Source organism: Streptomyces sp. STR69, from assembly GCF_024519455.1.
GTDB lineage: Bacteria > Actinomycetota > Actinomycetes > Streptomycetales > Streptomycetaceae > Streptomyces.
Genome location: NZ_JALJRY010000038.1, coordinates 86841 through 104272 on the forward strand (window position 1 = coordinate 86841; position 17432 = coordinate 104272).

Sequence of the window (17432 nt, forward strand, 5' to 3'; positions counted from 1 at the left end):
ACCTCCTGCGGGCTCACTTCTTTGTGGCCTGGGCCTGGGTGGTTGCCCGGTGAAGGTAAGTGGAGTGGTCTAGTCAGGTCAATGAGTCTGCGGCGGATTGGGCAGCTGCGGCTTCTGCGGGGGCGTTGGCTCGGGTGAAGGCGGCGGCGGATCTGAGGTAGGCGGTGCGGGCCCTGGCGGGGCGGTGGGCGGCCTGGTGGGCGCGGGCCAGACTGAACAGAGTTTGCCCCTCGCCGTATGGATTCTCGAATTCCCTGCGGATCCGAAGGGACCTGCCGTAAGCCGCGATCGCCGCATCGATGTTGTTGGCCTCCTGTAATGCGATGCCGAGGTTGTGCCATGCCCAGCCCTCACGGCTGCGGTCTCGGACATTCCGGTACAAGTCGCGGGCGCGGCGGTGAGCGTCGATCGCCTCTTCTGTCCGGCCCGATTCCCGGAGGGCGACACCGAGGTTGTTCCAAGCCATGGCCATGTCGTGGGGAAGCCTCAGAGCCTGGAACAGGTCAAGTGCGCGGGTGTGGGCCTCGATTGCTTCGCTTGCCCAGCCCGCCTGCCGTAGGGCGACGCCGAGGTTGTTCGATGACGTGCCTTCGTTGTGGCCGTCTCCGACGGCCTGGAACAGGTCGACTGCGCGGGTGTGGGCCTCGATTGCCTCTCTTGCCCGGCCTGTCTCTCGTAGAGCGACACCGAGGCTGTCCGATGCGATTGCCTCGCCCGAACGGTGCCCATAGTGGCGAGTCGCTTCCCTTACAGGGCTCATGACAGCGATCAAGTCGTCGTAGTACCGCCGCCAGTCCAGATACACCGCCAGGCACTGGGACAGCCACACCGCATGGGACACGAACCGCTCCTCCCGCGCCCATCCCACCGCTTCGACCAGACCCGTGCGCTCCTCGTCCAGCCACGCCAATGCCTGCCCGCGGTCCGTGAAGGGTGCGGGCTCGGGCAAGCCGGGCAGCCACCGCAACCGGTCATCAGCCGCATCCGCCCACCGGTAGTAGAACTTCAGCACCCGCTCCCGCGCCGCCTCCCCCTCCTCCCGCAACCCGGCATCCCCCGCCACCACCCCCACCCCGAACGCCCGCACAAGGTCATGCACCCGCCACCGCACCCCGTCCACGCGCACCACCGGCGAAACAAGATGGGTCGCCGCCAACCCCTCCAACAGGCAAACGGCAGCCTCCTGTTCAAGGTCGGCCAGCGCAGCAACCGCCTCCACCCCGCTGTCCGGCCCCGGAGCCAGACACAACAACCGCAACAACCGCCGCTGCTCGGACGGCAGTCGGCGATACGACGTCTCCAGCACAGGCCGCAGCACCAGCGACCGCCCGTACAGATCCGCCCCAGGGCTGCCGCCATCGAGAACGACCGTCGGGTCCCCGGCCTCCCGGATCTCGGTCACCAGAGACGCGATGTCACGATGCCTACGCCTGCGGAGCATCCCCGCCGCGATCTGAAGCGCCAGCGGCAAGTGGCCGCACAGGTCCGCCAGTTCACGCAATGCATCCGGCTCCCGCGCCGCCCGTTCGTCCCGCTCATCGGTGTCCCGCAGCGCCCGAGTCACCAGCGCCACCGAGTCGTCCGGATCAAGCGTCTCCAAGTCGATGAGCCGCACCGGAAGGGCGTCCGGGCGGTCCCGCGACGTGATGAGCACCCGGTGATGATCCGTGCCCGGCAGCAACGGCACGTACTGCGAAGGGTCCGACGCGTTGTCAAGGATCAGCAGCATCCGTTCCCGCCGCCCGGCCAACAGCCCTCGGTACACGTCGTACTGTCGCTCCGCCGTCGGCGGCAGATCCCGGCCCCGTACACCCAGCGCGTCGAGCAGAGCCAGCACTGCCTGGTCGGCCGTGGCGGGGTCGTCGTCGTAGCCACGCAGATCCACGAAGAGCGTCCCGCCGGGGAACTGGGCCCGCGCCCGGTGCGCCGCCTCCACCGCCAACGCGGTCTTGCCGATGCCGCCCATTCCCGTGACGGCGAAGATGAGCAGCGGGAGGCTGACGGTGTCGTCGGTGCCGGGGGCCAAGTGAGGGAGCAGCCGGTCGAGTTCGGCTGTACGGCCGGTGAAGCCCAGCGGCCGTGGCGGCAGGGTCGCACTCGCGCGCGGAACCGGCCCGTGCGTGGGGCCCCTACCCTCGCCCGTCGACCCTCTTTCCGACGACGGGCCCGTGAAAGGTGCCGCCCCGGAAATCGATGTGGTCTCCGCCGTATGTCGCTCCGTCGCCCCCTCTGCCGCCGGCCCGATGGGGCTCCTCCTCGGCGTCGGCGGAACCCCCGCGCGGCCGGTGCTTGCGCAGCATCGCCACCGTAACCGAGGCCGCCTGCTCAGCCGCACGTTGTTGCGAACCGGATGCGTCGGCCGTGCGCTTGTTGTCATCGGCCCGGTCGCTGATGCCCCGGATGACCAGAGCGTCCAACTGGCCGTTCAGATGGGCGGCTTGGAGCGCTCCGGAGCCTTCCATCTCGATCGCGCCTGCGTCGTTGTAGTTGCTCAGGATGAAGCGAGCGATCTCGGACTCGGCGTCCGCCAGCACCACGTCACCCGTGGCGATCGGCACGAAGTGCGCCCGTACGTCGGCCATGTCCCGTACGGCGGAACGGGCCGCCTGCTCCAACGCGTGCGAGCCCGGCAGGGCCTTCGGCCGGACGAGGAAGCCCTCCGGTGTCTGCTTCCCGCCGTGGATCTCGTACACCTGCGTGCCCACGACGACGTCGCCGATCGCGATGTCGTCCTTCAGGCTGCCGGCGATTCCGACGAACAACACGGCTTGTGGACGCAGCCAGTTGATGAGTTGGGTGGTGAGTGCGGCGGCCCTTTCGGCGCCCACGCCCAGCTCGCTGATGGCGACCTGCCATGCGGTGTCCGGGAGTTGACCTTGTTCGACGCGGGTTCCGTCGGGGTGGACCCGCTCCCGTCGCCGCTCGACGTACGCGCGGACGGCAGCGTATTCGAGAGGGAGTGCGGTCAGGACGAGGACGGTGGGCTGTGGCTCCGGCACACTCATAAGGTACTGCGGGGGAAGGGAATCGAGTGCCGGAACAGGACGTAACGGTCGGGCAGTTGCTGCTCGCCGAGTACCAGACCGTCAAGGACGAGCAGAAGACCCGTATCGGCTTCCGCGACAACCTCCTCTACGTCACCCTCACCATCGTCGCCGCCGTCATCGCCGCCGCGGCCCAGGCCAAGCAGCCCGTGATGCTGCTCGCGCTGCCCCCGGTGTGTGTCGTGCTCGGCTGGACCTATCTCGTGAACGACGAGAAGATCTCCGCGATCGGGACGTACGTACGCGACGACCTGGCGCCCCGGCTTGCCGAACTCGCCCAGGCCGAGGCGGTGTTCGGGTGGGAGACGGCCCACCGTTCCGACACCCGCCGACGCTCCCGCAAGGTCATCCAGTACTCCGTCGACCTGCTGGCGTTCTGCGTCGTCCCGTTCGCCGGGCTCATCGTCTACTGGGCCGCAGGCCGGATGTCACCCGGCCTGCTCGCCCTCTCCGTCGTCGAGGCGCTCATCGTCATCGGCCTCGGCCACCAGGTCCTGAGCTATGCGCGACCGTCCAACTCGCCCTGCCCGCCTACCCCTTGACCCACCGGTACTGCAACTCGGGCCGCCCCACAGTCCCGTACTGCGGACTCCTCGCCGCCCTCCCCGCCTCCACCAGATGCTCCAGGTACCGCCGAGCCGTGATCCGGGAAATCCCCACCGCCTCCGCCACCCCCGCCGCAGTGAGCCCCTCCCTGCAGTCCCGCAGAGTGACAGTCACCTTCTCCAACGTCGGCGCGCTCAGCCCCTTCGGCAGTGCCGCAGGCGAAGGCGCCCGTAGAGCAGCCAACGCGCGGTCGACCTCGTCCTGGCCGCTCGCCTCACCGGCCGCCGCGTGGAACTCGGCGTACCGCACCAGCCGGTCCCGAAGTGTCGCGAACGTGAACGGCTTCAGGACGTACTGGACCACCCCCAGCGACACTCCCTCCCGTACCACCGCCAGGTCCCGCGCCGACGTCACCGCGATCACGTCCGCGTGGTAACCGGCGGCCCGCAGCGATCGAGCCAGCTGCAGGCCATGCGCATCCGGCAGGTGCAGATCCAGCAACAGCAAATCCACCTGCGTACGCTCCAGCGCCCGTCTCGCCTCCGCCCCCGTGTGCGCCTTGCCCACCGCCACGAAGCCCGGCACCCGGCCCACGTACATCACGTGCGCGTCGGCGGCTACGGGATCGTCCTCGACGATGAGGACGCGGATCGGGTCGGCCGTAGTCATGAGGTACCACCTTTGGAAACCGAACCTGGGACGGAGCCCTGGGGCGACGTCCCAACACCACCCGCACTCGCGTCCGTCCCCCACAACGGCAACCGCACCTCGAACACCGCCCCGCCTCCCTCCGCCTCCGCCACTGTCAACGTCCCCTCATGCCGGTTCACCGCCTGGCGTACCAACGCCAGTCCCAGCCCCCGGCCGCCCGGTCCCGCCGGCTTCGTCGAGAAGCCGCGCTGGAAGACCGCCTCCGCGTGGGCCGGGTCCACCCCCGTCCCCGTGTCCGCGACCCGCAGCACCAGCGCGGAGCCGGAGCCCGTCGCGTCCGCCTCCGTGCGCGCCGTCACCGTGACCCGCGCCCGCAGGCTTCCCTGGGCCGCGTCCACCGCGTTGTCGATCAGGTTTCCGAGGATCGTCACCAAGTCCCGCGCGGAGAGTGAATCCGGCAGCAGGCCGTCGTCCAGGCCGCTGTCCTCGGACACCACCAACTCGACGCCCCGCTCGTTCGATTGGGCCGTCTTGCCCAGCAACAGGGCTGCCAGCACAGGCTCGTTGACCGCCGAGACGACCTGGTCCGTCAGCGTCTGGGCCAACTCCAACTCGGCCGTCGCGAAGTCCACCGCCTCCTCCGCTCGGCCGAGTTCGATCAACGACACCACCGTGTGGAGGCGGTTCGCCGCCTCGTGCGCCTGTGACCGCAGCGCCTGGGTGAAGCCGCGTTCCGAGTCCAACTCGCCCATCAGGGACTGGAGTTCGGTGACGTCGCGGAGGGTTACGACCGTTCCTCGGCGTTCGCCGCCCGACACCGGTGAGGTGTTCACCACCAGTACCCGTGACGCCGTCAGGTGTACCTCGTCCACCCGTTCCTCCGACGACAGCAGTGCGCCCGTCAGCGGTGCGGGCAGGCCCAGGTCCGCGACCGAGCGGCCCACCACGTCACCCGTGACTCCGAGGAGTTCGCGCCCGCCGTCGTTCATGAGCGCCACCCGGTACTGCCCGTCGAGCATCAGCAGCCCTTCCCGTACCGCGTGCAGCGCGGCCTGGTGGTAGTCGTGCATATGGCTCAGCTCGGTCGCGTTCATGTTGTGGGTGTGACGGCGGAGGCGGGCGTTGATGACGTACGTCCCTACGGCACCCAGTGCCAGGGCGCCCGCCGCGACGCCGATCAGCGCCGTCACCTGGTCCTGCACCCGCTGGGTGATCGCCTCGACCCGGATGCCGGCGCTGACCAGGCCGATGATCCGGGTGCGGCCGGTGTCGTAGATCGGGGTGACCGCGCGGACGGACGCGCCGAGCGTACCGGTGTAGGTCTCGGTGAAGGACTCGCCATTGAGGGCGGGTTCGATGTGGCCGAGGAACTTCTTGCCGATCTGGTTCTTGTCCGGGTGGGTCCAGCGGATGCCCTGCGGGTTCATGATCGTGACGAAGTCGACCTGGGTGTCGCGCTGGACGCGCAGGGAGTACGTCTCCAGGTGCGCGGTGGGGTCGGACGTACCGATCGCCGCCACCACCGACGGGGAGTCCGCGACCGAGCGGGCCACCGCCGTGGCCTGGCGGCCGGCCGCGTCCTCGGCCTGGCTGCGGTCGCTGACGTAGGTGAACAGCGCGTACCCGGCGACGACGACCGCTATCAGCACCGCCTGCATGCCGAAGAGCTGACCGGCGAGGCTGCGGGGACGGGGGACGTGCGGGAAGCGCATGTCGTCAGTGTGCCTCTCCGAAATGGCGCGAACTAAATGAACGTAAGGGTGACCGCCCTCACAAGCCAGGAGATAGTCACCGCAACCCCCTGGGAGCCCCCATCTCCCGGATCTTCCCGGATGTGAGCCGCACAACGGGATTCCGCCGGTCGTGAGCCGCACGCCGGATGATGCCGACGACGTCGTCAAGGAGGGCAGCCGTGGCCAGCACGCCCGCATCTGCCGCACCCGCAGCACCGCCCGCGAAGCGGGACCGCACCCACTACCTCTACATCGCGGTGATCGTCGCGGTCGCCCTCGGTATCGCCGTCGGGTTCATCGCGCCGGACTTCGCCAAGGAGCTGAAGCCGCTCGGTACGGGCTTTGTCGCGCTGATCAAGATGATGATCTCGCCGATCATCTTCTGCACGATCGTGCTCGGCGTCGGCTCCGTACGGAAGGCCGCGCAGGTCGGCAAGGTCGGCGGACTCGCGCTCGGCTACTTCATCGCGATGTCGTTCGTGGCGCTGGCCATCGGCCTGGTCGTCGGCAACATCATCCACCCGGGCAGCGGCATGCACCTGACCGAGGCCGTCAAGGGCGTCGGACACACGCAGGCCCAGGCCGCCGCCGAGGGCCCGGTCGACTTCCTGCTCGGGGTCATCCCGACCACCTTCGTGTCGGCGTTCACCGAGGGCCAGGTCCTCCAGACGCTGCTGATCGCGCTTCTCGCGGGCTTCGCGCTGCAGGCCATGGGCCGGACCGGCGAGCCGGTGCTGCGCGGGGTCGAGTACATCCAGAAGCTGGTCTTCCGCATCCTCGGCATGATCATGTGGGCCGCGCCCGTCGGTGCCTTCGGCGCGATGGCCGCCGTCATCGGCGAGACCGGCATGGACGCGCTGAAGGCGCTGGGCACGATCATGCTCGGCTTCTACGTCACCTGCTTCCTGTTCATCGTGATCGTGCTCGGCACGCTGACCAAGCTGGTCGCCAAGGTCAACCTCTTCCAGCTGCTGAAGTACCTCGGCCGGGAGTTCCTGCTGATCGTCTCCACCTCCTCGTCCGAGTCCGCGCTGCCGCGGCTCATCGCGAAGATGGAGCACCTCGGTGTCAGCCGCCCGGTCGTCGGCATCACCGTGCCGACCGGTTACTCCTTCAACCTCGACGGCACGATGATCTACCTGACCATGGCGTCGCTGTTCATCGCCGACGCCATGGACCAGCCGATGAGCATCGGCCAGCAGATCGGCCTGCTGCTCTTCATGATGGTCGCCTCCAAGGGCGCGGCCGGTGTCTCCGGCTCCGGCATCGCCGTACTCGCCAGTGGTCTGCAGTCGCACAAGCCGGCCCTGGTCGACGGTGTCGGCCTGATCATCGGCATCGACCGCTTCATGAGCGAGGCCCGCGCCGTCACCAACTTCGCCGGCAACGCCGTCGCCACGCTGCTTATCGGCACCTGGACCGGCGAGGTCGACAAGGAGCGGGTGGACCGGGTCCTCGCGGGTGAACTGCCCTTCGACGAGAAGACGTTGCTCGACGAGAAGGACGGCGACGAGCACCTCGACGGCGTGCCCGAGCAGGGCGGCGAGAAGGAACTCGCCAAGGCCTGATCCGCCCCCCGAGCGGGGCGCCCGGACCCACCTGAACAAGGTCCGGACGCCCCACGGACTCCGGGTGGCTGGGTGTCCCCCCGTCGCTCAGCCGCCCGGTCCACCACGTGTGCCGACCGTCGGCCGCCCGACCTCCCGGGCCCGGCGTTCAAGCGGATGCACTACCGTGCCGTGCCGTGCCGGAAACCTCCGGCACGGCACGGCACGTTCGCGTTCGGCGGGAGTCACGGGGGACATGGGCATGAAGATCGACTGGGACCGGCGGCACTGCGCACGGCACGGGCATGTGACGTACGCGCCCGACGAGACGGTGCTGCGGGAGCGGCTGCGTGTCGAGACCAAGTTCGGTACGGCCTGGCGCTGTCTGCGCTGCGGAGACTTCGCGCTCGGCGACCCGCACGGCTCGGGGCCCGCCGAGAACGCCCCGCTGGTACCGCGCGGGAAGGTGCTGCGGGACCTGTTCATCCTGCGGTTCCTCGCGATCGAGCGGGCCGTGCGCGGGGTGTTCATCGTGCTGGTCGCCGCCGCGGTGTGGAAGTTCAGCAACAGCCAGGACTCGGTGCGCAAGCTCTTCGACGACTACCTGAACGTCTTCCGCCCCGTCTTCAAGCACTTCCACTACGACCTCGACCACTCGCCGGTCGTCGGCTCCATCCAGAAGACCTTCGGCTACAAGCACTCCACACTGGTCCTGGTCGCCGTACTGCTGCTGGCGTACGCGCTGATCGAACTCGTCGAGGCCGGCGGGCTCTGGTACGCCAAGCGCTGGGCGGAGTATCTGACGGTGGTCGCCACCGCAGCCTTCCTGCCGCTGGAGATCTACGAACTCACCGAGCACATCAGCTGGTTGAAGATCGCCACCCTCGTCCTCAACATCCTCGCCGTCCTCTACATCGCCCTCGCCAAGCGGCTGTTCGGGCTGCGCGGCGGACGGAAGGCGTTCGACGAGGAGCGCGAGAGCGCGTCTCTGCTCGAAGTGGAGACGTCCGCGGGCGTGATGGTCTGACGGCCAGGATGCTCTCACCCTCGGCTACCGCACCACCCCCGGCAACCACTCCCAGGCCCGGGTGAACGCGTAACCGAGTTGTGTCGCACGGGAGTTGTCCATGCCGTAGGAACGGGCGAAGGAGAACGGGGAGTTCTCGCCCTCCGGCGCCGTCCGGAACACCACCCGGCCGGACGGGAGGTGCGCGGCGATCGCCTCGCACAGCTCCTCCGTGGTCAGCAGGCCGTGGGAGGCCGCGTTGACCGGGCCGGTGAAGTCCTGGCCGACCGTCCAGAAGAGGAAGTCGGCGATCTCGTCGACGTGGATGTAGGTCGCCGGGTGGTTTGTGGCCGGGACCGCGATCGCCTCACCCGCACGGATGCGGTCCGTGTAGTGGCCCAGGCGGCCGGTGAAGTCATCGGCGCCGCCCAGGACATGGGCCACGCGGACGGCCGCATACGGCAGCTCCGGTCCGGGCGCCGCGAAGACCGCCTCCGCCTGGCGCTTGCCCTCGCCGTAGTGCGTGTCGAGGAACTCCCGGTCGTCCCAGGGGAGTTCGAGGTCGACGGGCACGGCGAGCGGATCGACGGCCGTCTCGCCCACGAGGTCGGCCGAGTCCTCGTACTCGTACACCTCGACCGTCGACGTCATGACATAGCGGTTGGTGCGGCCGGTGAACAAGCGGCGGGCGATCGCCGCCTGGCGCGGGGTGTAGCAGACCTGGTCGACGACGACGTCGAAGGTGCGCGGGCCGAGCGCGGTGCGCAGCGCCTCCTCGTCGTCGCGGTCGGCGATCAGGTGCGCCGCTCCGGCGGGCGGCGCCGACGAACCCCGGTTGAGGACGGTGACCCGGTCTCCGGCGGCCAGCAGCCGGGCGATCAGCCGCTTGCCGAAGTAGCGGTTTCCGCCGATGACCAGTACCTCTCGCGCTTTTCCCATGACCATAATTCTGCTGGCGTACCCGCGCCGACTGAAGGGGAAGACATGGGAGTTCCGGCCGCAGCGCCGAAAGAACCACGGCATTCGCGTGGCGGTGCCGACGAAACATCGGTGGCCTTCGACGGCGTGGACCGGCAGATCCTCCAGCTTCTCCAGACCGACGGCCGGATCAAGCTCAGTGAGCTCGGGCGGCGCGTCCGGCTGAGCCCGGCGGCGGTCACCGAGCGGGTGCGGCGGCTGGAGACCGCGGGCGTGATCAGCGGCTACGGCGCCCAGGTGGTCCCGGGCCGGCTCGGTTACGGCATCCAGGCGTTCATCCGGGTGAACCCGCACGGCGGCTACAACCTGAAGCACCCCAGGACCCTGGAGCTGATCGAGCGCCCCGAGATCACCGAGGTGCACCATGTCGTCGGCGAGGACTGCTGGATCCTCAAAGTCGTCGTCCGGGACACCGTCCACCTGGAGGACGTCCTCGAAGCGGTCTCCGTGCTCGGGCGCACCACGACGTCGATCGTGCTGACCTCCCCGGTGGAGCGGAAACCGCTCTTGCCCTGACGTCGGCGTCAAGGATTACCGTCGTAGACATGCGAATCGGCGAGCTGGCCGCGCGGGCCGGGACCACGACGCGAACGCTCAGGTACTACGAGTCGCGGGGGCTGTTGCCCGCGCGGCGCGGTGGCAACGGGTACCGGACGTACGACGAGGGCGATCTGAAGCTGTTGCGGCAGATCAGGACCCTGCAGGACTTCGGGTTCGACCTGGAGGAGACGCGGCCCTTCGTGGAGTGTCTGCGGGCCGGGCACCCGGAGGGCGACTCGTGTCCGGCGTCGCTCGCGGTCTACCGCCGCAAGCTTTCCGAACTGGATTCCCTGATCGGGGAGTTGCAGGCGGTGCGGGCGGAGATCGGGGTGCGGCTGGCGTCGGTCGACGAGCCATCACCATTGTGCGAACTGGGAGGGCGTGAGCTGTGATCGACGTAGCGGGCGTGATGGACGTGACGGACGAGAATTTCTCGGCGGAGGTGATCGGGGCCGAGTTGCCGGTGCTGGTGGAGTTCACCGCGGACTGGTGCCCGCCGTGCCGGCAGATGGGACCGGTGCTGCGGGCCCTCGCCGCGGAGGAGGGCGAGCGGCTGAAGGTGGTGCAGCTGAACGTGGACGAGAATCCGGAGACCACGAACGCGTACAAGGTTCTCTCGATGCCCACGTTCATGGTCTTCCGGGGCGGTGAGCCGGTGAAGGCCATGGTGGGAGCCAGGCCGAAGCGGCGGCTGCTGGAGGAACTGGCCGACGTGATCTGAACCCGCTGACCCGATCCGCCGGCACGAAAAAATCCCCTGAGCAATTGCGCTCGGGGGATTCTTTTGCGTATATTCAATGGTTCGCGACTTCATGGGAATTAGGTCGCAAAGAGGCTCAGTGAGCACAGTATATAGGTCCGGGAGTGGAATTGTCAAACAGCGATGAAATTCACGGTGAGCAGGAATTCATCGACGGTCTGTACACACGCGTGGACGCGCTGCGCGGCGCCACCGAGGACTCCGTCACGGACGCGCTCGGGCAGGGCAACACGCCCATGCAGGCCCGGCTGGAGCGGGACATCCTGGTCGCCGAGCGCTCGGGGCTGCTCGCCGCGCTGAACGCCGTGGACGGCTCGCTCTGCTTCGGCCGGATCGACCTGACCTCCGGAGTCCGGCACCACATCGGCCGGATCGGCATCCGCGCCGACGACGCCGACCTCACCCCCATCCTGATCGACTGGCGGGCCGAGGTCGCCCGCCCCTTCTACCTCGCCACCGGCCACACCCCGATGGGTCTGCGTCGCCGCCGGCACCTCACCACCGACGGCCGTCGAGTCACCGCCCTGCACGACGAGATCCTCGACCTGGGTGACGCCACCCGCACCGGCCACGAGGACCCGAGCGGCGACGCGGTGCTGCTGGCCGCGCTCAACTCCGCGCGCACCGGCCGGATGAGCGACATCGTGCAGACCATCCAGGCCGAACAGGACGAGATCATCAGGGCACCCCATCGCGGGGTGCTCGTCGTCGAGGGCGGACCCGGTACCGGCAAGACCGCCGTCGCGCTGCACCGGGCCGCGTATCTCCTCTACGAACACCGGGAGTTGCTCGCCAAGCGGGCCGTCCTCATCGTCGGCCCGAACCCCGCGTTCCTCGGCTACATCGGCGAGGTGCTGCCCTCCCTCGGGGAGACCGGCGTGCTCCTCGCGACGGTCGGCGAGCTCTTCCCCGGCGTGAAGGCGACCACCGCCGACAGCCGGGCCGCCGCCGCGGTGAAGGGCCGCGCCGACATGGCGGACGTCCTCGCCAGGGTCGTACGCGACTGGCAGTCGCTGCCCGACCCGGTGATCGCGATCGAGCACGACCGCGAGATCCTCATGCTCGACGACGGCCTGGTCCGGATGGCCCGTGACCGCACCCGCGAGGCCGGGCTCCCGCACAACGCGGCCCGCGAGCACTTCGAGGGGCACATCCTCAACACGCTCACCGAGATGGTCGCCGAGCGCATCGGCACCGACCCCTTCGACGGCAGCAACCTGCTCGACCCCAGCGACATCACCCAGATCCGCGACGAACTCGCCGAGAACCCCGAAGTCTGGGCCGCCATCGACCAGTTGTGGCCGCGGCTGACCCCGCAGTACCTCGTCGCGGACTTCCTCGCCGACCCGGTGGGCTACGTCTCCGACGACGACGCGGACGCCATCCGCCGCCCGGTGACCCGGGCGTGGACCGTGGCGGACGTACCGCTGCTCGACGAGGCCGCCGAACTCCTCGGCCGCGACGACCGGGTGCGGCAGGCGCGGGTTCAGCGTGAGCGCGAGGAGCAAGTGTCGTTCGCGCAGGGCGTGTTGGACGTGTCCTTCGCCTCCAGGACCTTCGAGTTCGAGGACAAGGAGGAGGACGACCCCGAGGGCTCCGAGGTGCTGTCCGCGCACGACATCATCGACGCGGAGCGCTTCGCCGAGCGGCACGAGGAGGAGGACCACCGCAGCGCCGCCGAGCGCGCGGCGGCCGACCGCACCTGGGCGTTCGGCCACATCATCGTCGACGAGGCACAGGAACTCTCCCCGATGGCCTGGCGGTTGCTCATGCGGCGCAGCCCCACCCGCTCCATGACCCTGGTCGGCGACCCGGCCCAGACGGCCGAGGCGGCGGGCGTCGGCTCCTGGTCGGAGATCCTCGCCCCCTACGTCGAGGACCGCTTCACCCACACCCGCCTCGGCGTCAACTACCGCACCCCCGCCGAGATCATGGACCTCGCGGCGGCGGTCGTCCGCGCGGAGAACCCCGACTTCGAACCGCCGAGTTCGGTACGGTCCACTGGCGTACGGCCCTGGGTGCGCGCCACCGACGACCTCCCCGGCGCGGTCGCCAAGGCCGTCGGCGAACTCACCCCCGCGGAGGGCCGGTTGGCCGTCATCGCACCGCGCGACCTGCACCGGCGGCTGGCCGCGCGGCTGGACGGTGTGACGGCGGGCACGGAGCCGGATCTGACGCAGAGCGTCGTTCTCCTCACCCCGCGCCAGGCCAAGGGGCTGGAGTTCGACTCCGTGCTTGTCGTCGAGCCCGGTCGGTACGGCACGAGCGACCTGTATGTGGCGTTGACCCGGGCTACTCAGCGGCTCGGGGTACTGCACACGGGATCGCTGCCGCGCGCGCTCTCCGATGTACCGGAGACGCTCTAGGCCGGCCGGAGCCACACCGTCGCCAGCGGTGGCAGCGTAAGCCGGATGCTCGCCGCCCGGCCGTGCCAGGGGGTTGGCTCAGGCTTGATGGGGTCGGGGTTGGTGACGTCGCTGCCGCCGTAGACGGCGGTGTCGGTGTTGAGGGCTTCGTGCCAGGCCGGGGTGTCGTCCGGGACGCCCAGGCGGTAGTCGTGGCGGACCACGGGGGAGAAGTTGCTGACGGCGAGGAGGGGGGTGCCGTCGGCGTCGTAGCGGAGGAAGGCGAAGACGTTGTCCTCGGCGGCGTCGCCCGTTGTCCACTGGAAGCCGGTGGGACTGGTGTCGAGCTGCCAGAGGGCGGGTGTCGTGCGGTAGACCGTGTTGAGGTCGCGGACCAGGTCGCGCACGCCCCGGTGGTCGGCTTCGGCGCCGTAGGCCGGGTCGAGGAGCCACCAGTCGGGGCCGTGGGTCTCGGACCACTCGGCGCCCTGGGCGAACTCCTGGCCCATGAAGAGGAGTTGCTTGCCGGGGTGGGCCCACATGAAGGCGAGGTAGGCGCGGAGGTTGGCGCGCTGCTGCCACCAGTCGCCGGGCATCTTCGACACCAACGAGCGCTTGCCGTGGACCACTTCGTCGTGGGAGATGGGCAGGACGTAGTTCTCGCTGTACGCGTACACCATGGAGAAGGTCATCTCGCCGTGGTGGTGCCGGCGGTGGACCGGGTCGTGCGACATGTAGTCGAGCGAGTCGTGCATCCAGCCCATGTTCCACTTGAACCCGAAGCCGAGGCCGCCGGTGTCGGTGGGGCGGGTCACGCCGTCCCAGGCGGTGGACTCCTCGGCGATCGTCACCGCTCCGGGCACCCTGCGGTACACGGTCGCGTTCATCTCCTGGAGGAAGGCGACGGCGTCCAGGTTCTCCCGGCCGCCGTGCTCGTTCGGGGTCCACTGGCCCGGCTCGCGCGAGTAGTCGAGGTAGAGCATCGAGGCGACCGCGTCCACGCGCAGGCCGTCGATGTGGAACTCCTCGCACCAGTAGACGGCGTTCGCCACCAGGAAGTTGCGCACCTCACGGCGGCCGAAGTCGAACTCCAGGGTGCCCCAGTCGGGGTGCGCGGCCCGCAGCGGGTCCTCGTGCTCGTACAGGGGCCGTCCGTCGAACTCGGCCAACGCCCAGTCGTCGCGCGGGAAGTGCGCCGGAACCCAGTCCATGATCACGCCGATACCGGCCCGGTGGAGGGCGTCGACCAGGAACTTGAAGTCGTCGGGGGTGCCGAGGCGGGCGGTCGGGGCGTAGAAGCCGGTGACCTGGTAGCCCCAGGAACCGCCGAAGGGGTGCTCGGCGACCGGCATCAGCTCTACGTGCGTGAAGCCCAAGTCCTTGACGTAGGCGGGGAGCTGCTCGGCGAGCTGACGGTACGTCAACCCGGGCCGCCAGGAGGCGAGATGGATCTCGTAGGCGGAGAACGGTGCCTCGTGGACCGGGACTTCGGTGCGCCGGGCCAGCCACTCCGCGTCGTCCCACTCGTGGTGCGAGGCCGTCACGATGGAGGACGTGGCGGGCGGGACCTCGGTGCGGCGGGCCATCGGGTCGGCGCGCATGGTCTTGGAACCGTCCGGCCTGGTGATCTCGAACTTGTACAGCTCGCCCTCGCCGATGCCCGGCAGGAACAGTTCCCAGACGCCGGTGGCGCCGAGCGAGCGCATCGGGGCGCCCGTGCCGTCCCAGAAGTTGAAGGTGCCGGCCACCCGTACGCCCCGGGCGTTCGGTGCCCACACCGTGAAGCGGGTGCCGGTGACTCCCTGGTGCGTCATCGGCTCCGCGCCGAGCGCCCGCCACAGCTGCTCGTGCCGGCCCTCGCCGATCAGATGCAGGTCCAGGTCACCGAGCGCGGGCAGAAAACGGTACGCGTCCTCGATGTCCTGCACGGTGCCGTCGTAGGCCACGAGCAGTCGGTACTCCGGCACGTCGGGCAAGGGGAGCAGGCCCGAGAAGAAACCGTCCCCGTCGTCGTGCAGCTCGGCCGTCGACCCGTCCGCCACGACCGTCACTCCGAGCGCGAACGGCCGGAACACCCGGAACGCGATGCCGCCGGGGACCGGGTGGGCGCCGAGCACGGAGTGCGGGGCGTGGTGGGTGCCGTGGAGGAGACGGTCGCGGTCGACGGCATCGAGGGCGGGGGATATGGCGATCTCCGTTGCGGGTGCGGGTGCGGGTGCGGGTGCGGGTGCGGGTGCAGGGGTGGGAGTGGGGGTGGGGGTGGTCGAGTCGGTGCCCGTGCCGGCTGTGCTCGTCTTCTTCACTGAGGCCTTCTTCGTCGAAGCCTTCTTGGCGGAGGCCTTCTTCAGCGAACTCTTCGTCGCCGAGTTCTTCTTCCCGGAGCCCTTCTTGGCCTTCGCCTTCTTCGCGGCGGCCTTCTTCGGATCCGGACCGTTGGACGGGTGGCGCGGGGTCACGGGCGGGGCCTCCTGGGCGGGGTGGGTCAGGTCGTGGGGTTGGCGAGGCGGCGTACGGCGGAGAGCGGGACCGGGAGCCAGTCGGGGCGGTGCCGGGCCTCGTAGACGACCTCGTAGACCGCCTTGTCCGTCTCGTACGCGCGCAGCAGGACGGGGTCGGTGCGCGGGTCCGCACCGGTGATCTCCGCGTACCCCGAGCAGTAGGCGGCCCGGCACCTGCTCGCCCAGTCCGGGGCCGGCGGGTCGGCGGAGTGGGCCGCGTAGTCGAAGGAACGCAGCATCCCCGCGATGTCCCGCACCGGCGGCTGGGGCAGTCGGCGTTCCGCCAGCGGCCGGGACGGCTCGCCCTCGAAGTCGATCAGCGACCACTCCCCGGACGGCGAGCGCAGACACTGGCCGAGGTGCAGGTCGCCGTGGATGCGCTGGGCGGTCCAGGTGTGCCCCTCGGCCGCGAGATCGGCCAGCGCCGAGAACGCCGTACGCAGTCCGGGCGCGTACGGCCGGAGCGCGGGGACCGCCTGTGCCGCCGCGTCGAGCCGCTCGGTCATGCCCGTGACCAGCAGGTCCAGCTGTACGCGGCCCAGGGTCGTGGTCGGCAGTGCCCGGGCCAGCGCCACATGCACCTCGGCCGTGGCCCGCCCCAGCGCCCGCGACTCCGCGCCGAAGTCCTCGCCCTTGCGCAGCTCGCGCAGCGCCAGTTCCCAGCCGTCGGTCGCGCCCCGCACGAACGGCTGGAGCACCCCGAGGACGTACGGCTCGTCGGCGAACTCCGCCCGCAGCCACGCCGTCGGCGCCGGCACCCGGGGGCAGCCCTCCAGGGCGAGGGCCAGCGGGAGTTCCAGGTCGGGGTTGGTGCCGGGGACGATCCGGCGCAGCAGCTTCAGGATGAACGTGTCGCCGTAGACGACGGACGAGTTGGACTGTTCGGCGGTCATCAGGCGGGGTGCCAGACCGGCCGCGATCTCCTGGCCCGGGTCCCGTTCGAAGCGCAGCCCGCCGATGTGGGCCTGGGTGCGCAGGGCCTCCAGGAGCACCTCGGCGGGCCGGGGGTCGTGCAGGGCCTCGTACACCGTGCGTCCGGCGAGCGGGCCCTCCTCCACATGTCCGATCAGCGCGGGCGCGAGCCGGGGTGGCAGCGCCTCGCGCACACCTATGAGGAGCTGGTAGCAGTCGCCCGGAGCGGGTGACTGCTGGGCGCGGACCAGCAGGTGGTAGAGGCCGAGCGCGCCGTCCGCCGGGAGGAGCTCGGTGGCGGCCACCAGCGCGAAACCGGTGACGGGACGGCCTTTGCCCGCGAACCACCGCTGCCTCGGCAGCCACTCCCGCAGGAGGGGGTCGAGGGATGCGAGGAGGCCGGGACCGGGACTGGTCCGGCCGGAAAGTGTGACAGTTTCCGCCATGGCGTCACGTTCCTTTCCCCGGGGTGGTCGGGGTGTCACTGTTGCGTGCCCCGGGCGGGGCGGGGGAAACCGGATCCACCCCGCCCCACGGGGTGACTAGGCGGCTTCCTTGCGGAGCCGGAACCAGTAGAAGCCGTGCCCCGCCAAGGTCAGCAAGTACGGCAGCTCTCCTACGGCCGGAAAGCGCACCCCGCCGAACAGTTCGACCGGATGCCTTCCATTGAACGCCCGCAGGTCAAGTTCCGTCGGCTGCGCGAACCGGGAGAAGTTGTTCACGCACAGGACGAGGTCGTCCTCGTACTCGCGCAGGAAGGCGATCACCGCGGGATTCGACGACGGCAGTTCCCGGTACGAGCCGAGGCCGAACGCCAGGTTCTGCTTGCGGATCTCGATCATGCGGCGGGTCCAGTGCAGCAGCGAGGAGGG

The 17432-nt window shown here is 69.7% G+C and carries 15 protein-coding genes; 7 read left to right on the forward strand and 8 right to left on the reverse strand.

Annotation, left to right across the window (positions count from 1 at the left end; genetic code table 11):
* Nucleotides 1-73 precede the first annotated feature (73 nt).
* Nucleotides 74-1966 carry a tetratricopeptide repeat protein gene (locus tag OC490_RS43570; protein ID WP_262063614.1) on the reverse strand — a complete coding sequence of 631 codons (1893 nt, stop codon included), beginning with the start codon at nucleotides 1964-1966 and terminating at the stop codon, nucleotides 74-76.
* Nucleotides 1967-2129: 163 nt separating this feature from the next.
* On the reverse strand, nucleotides 2130-3005 hold the full coding sequence (locus OC490_RS43575; protein WP_262063598.1) for a 5'-methylthioadenosine/S-adenosylhomocysteine nucleosidase: 876 nt from the start codon (nucleotides 3003-3005) through the stop codon (nucleotides 2130-2132).
* Nucleotides 3006-3031: 26 nt separating this feature from the next.
* On the opposite strand from OC490_RS43575, the gene OC490_RS43580 reads away from it, so the two are divergent.
* A complete protein-coding gene (locus OC490_RS43580; protein WP_262063599.1) occupies nucleotides 3032-3586 on the forward strand; it encodes a hypothetical protein in 555 nt (184 codons plus the stop codon).
* Here OC490_RS43580 and OC490_RS43585 read toward each other — a convergent pair.
* The gene (locus OC490_RS43585; RefSeq protein WP_262063600.1) at nucleotides 3576-4259 is read right to left on the reverse strand and encodes a response regulator; all 684 of its coding nucleotides are present in this window, start codon (nucleotides 4257-4259) and stop codon (nucleotides 3576-3578) included. The two genes, OC490_RS43580 and OC490_RS43585, sit on opposite strands and share 11 nt — an antisense overlap.
* The gene (locus OC490_RS43590) at nucleotides 4256-5953 is read right to left on the reverse strand and encodes a sensor histidine kinase (RefSeq protein ID WP_262063601.1); all 1698 of its coding nucleotides are present in this window, start codon (nucleotides 5951-5953) and stop codon (nucleotides 4256-4258) included. The genes OC490_RS43585 and OC490_RS43590 overlap by 4 nt, the downstream gene beginning before the upstream one ends.
* A 167-nt stretch (nucleotides 5954-6120) precedes the next feature.
* Here OC490_RS43590 and OC490_RS43595 point away from each other — a divergent pair, with 167 nt between their 5' ends.
* On the forward strand, nucleotides 6121-7542 hold the full coding sequence (locus OC490_RS43595; RefSeq protein ID WP_262063602.1) for a cation:dicarboxylate symporter family transporter: 1422 nt from the start codon (nucleotides 6121-6123) through the stop codon (nucleotides 7540-7542).
* A 241-nt stretch (nucleotides 7543-7783) separates the two neighbouring features.
* The gene (locus OC490_RS43600) at nucleotides 7784-8548 is read left to right on the forward strand and encodes a DUF2127 domain-containing protein (RefSeq protein ID WP_262063603.1); all 765 of its coding nucleotides are present in this window, start codon (nucleotides 7784-7786) and stop codon (nucleotides 8546-8548) included.
* Between the two features lie 24 nt (nucleotides 8549-8572).
* Here OC490_RS43600 and OC490_RS43605 read toward each other — a convergent pair whose 3' ends face one another.
* Nucleotides 8573-9472, reverse strand: a complete 900-nt coding sequence (locus OC490_RS43605) for an NAD-dependent epimerase/dehydratase family protein (protein ID WP_262063604.1) — start codon at nucleotides 9470-9472, stop codon at nucleotides 8573-8575.
* 105 nt (nucleotides 9473-9577) lie between these two features.
* Here OC490_RS43605 and OC490_RS43610 point away from each other — a divergent pair, with 105 nt between their 5' ends.
* The 4 genes from OC490_RS43610 (at nucleotide 9578) to OC490_RS43625 (ending at nucleotide 13171) form a co-directional block, all read left to right on the forward strand.
* Nucleotides 9578-10021 (forward strand): Lrp/AsnC family transcriptional regulator, encoded by a 444-nt coding sequence (locus OC490_RS43610; RefSeq protein ID WP_262063605.1) that lies wholly within the window; start codon nucleotides 9578-9580, stop codon nucleotides 10019-10021.
* A gap of 29 nt (nucleotides 10022-10050) precedes the next feature.
* A complete protein-coding gene (locus tag OC490_RS43615; RefSeq protein ID WP_262063606.1) occupies nucleotides 10051-10437 on the forward strand; it encodes a MerR family transcriptional regulator in 387 nt (128 codons plus the stop codon).
* On the forward strand, nucleotides 10434-10766 hold the full coding sequence (locus OC490_RS43620) for a thioredoxin family protein (RefSeq protein ID WP_315986731.1): 333 nt from the start codon (nucleotides 10434-10436) through the stop codon (nucleotides 10764-10766). The genes OC490_RS43615 and OC490_RS43620 overlap by 4 nt, the downstream gene beginning before the upstream one ends.
* Before the next feature lie 149 nt (nucleotides 10767-10915).
* Nucleotides 10916-13171: a HelD family protein gene (locus OC490_RS43625; protein ID WP_262063607.1), complete on the forward strand. Its 2256-nt coding sequence runs from the start codon at nucleotides 10916-10918 to the stop codon at nucleotides 13169-13171.
* Here the strand turns inward: OC490_RS43625 and glgB are convergent.
* The 3 genes from glgB to OC490_RS43640 all read right to left on the reverse strand — a co-directional run.
* Nucleotides 13168-15606, reverse strand: coding sequence for a 1,4-alpha-glucan branching enzyme (glgB, locus tag OC490_RS43630; RefSeq protein ID WP_262063608.1), 2439 nt, complete (start codon nucleotides 15604-15606; stop codon nucleotides 13168-13170). The two genes, OC490_RS43625 and glgB, sit on opposite strands and share 4 nt — an antisense overlap.
* A 26-nt stretch (nucleotides 15607-15632) precedes the next feature.
* Nucleotides 15633-17006, reverse strand: a complete 1374-nt coding sequence (locus tag OC490_RS43635; protein ID WP_262063609.1) for a maltokinase N-terminal cap-like domain-containing protein — start codon at nucleotides 17004-17006, stop codon at nucleotides 15633-15635.
* 96 nt (nucleotides 17007-17102) lie between these two features.
* A partial coding sequence (locus OC490_RS43640; RefSeq protein ID WP_262063610.1) for an alpha-glucosidase C-terminal domain-containing protein occupies nucleotides 17103-17432 on the reverse strand: 330 nt, incomplete at its 5' end.

Bases quoted from the DNA above. Each gene is read 5' to 3' on its own strand.
- OC490_RS43615 (WP_262063606.1), top strand. From the start codon at position 10,051: ATGCGAATCGGCGAGCTGGCCGCGCGGGCCGGGACCACGACGCGAACG.
- OC490_RS43590 (WP_262063601.1), bottom strand. From the start codon at position 5,953: ATGCGCTTCCCGCACGTCCCCCGTCCCCGCAGCCTCGCCGGTCAGCTC.
- OC490_RS43585 (WP_262063600.1), bottom strand. From the start codon at position 4,259: ATGACTACGGCCGACCCGATCCGCGTCCTCATCGTCGAGGACGATCCC.
- OC490_RS43575 (WP_262063598.1), bottom strand. From the start codon at position 3,005: ATGAGTGTGCCGGAGCCACAGCCCACCGTCCTCGTCCTGACCGCACTC.
- OC490_RS43570 (WP_262063614.1), bottom strand. From the start codon at position 1,966: ATGGGCGGCATCGGCAAGACCGCGTTGGCGGTGGAGGCGGCGCACCGG.
- OC490_RS43595 (WP_262063602.1), top strand. From the start codon at position 6,121: ATGATGCCGACGACGTCGTCAAGGAGGGCAGCCGTGGCCAGCACGCCC.
- OC490_RS43600 (WP_262063603.1), top strand. From the start codon at position 7,784: ATGAAGATCGACTGGGACCGGCGGCACTGCGCACGGCACGGGCATGTG.
- OC490_RS43605 (WP_262063604.1), bottom strand. From the start codon at position 9,472: ATGGTCATGGGAAAAGCGCGAGAGGTACTGGTCATCGGCGGAAACCGC.
- OC490_RS43635 (WP_262063609.1), bottom strand. From the start codon at position 17,006: ATGGCGGAAACTGTCACACTTTCCGGCCGGACCAGTCCCGGTCCCGGC.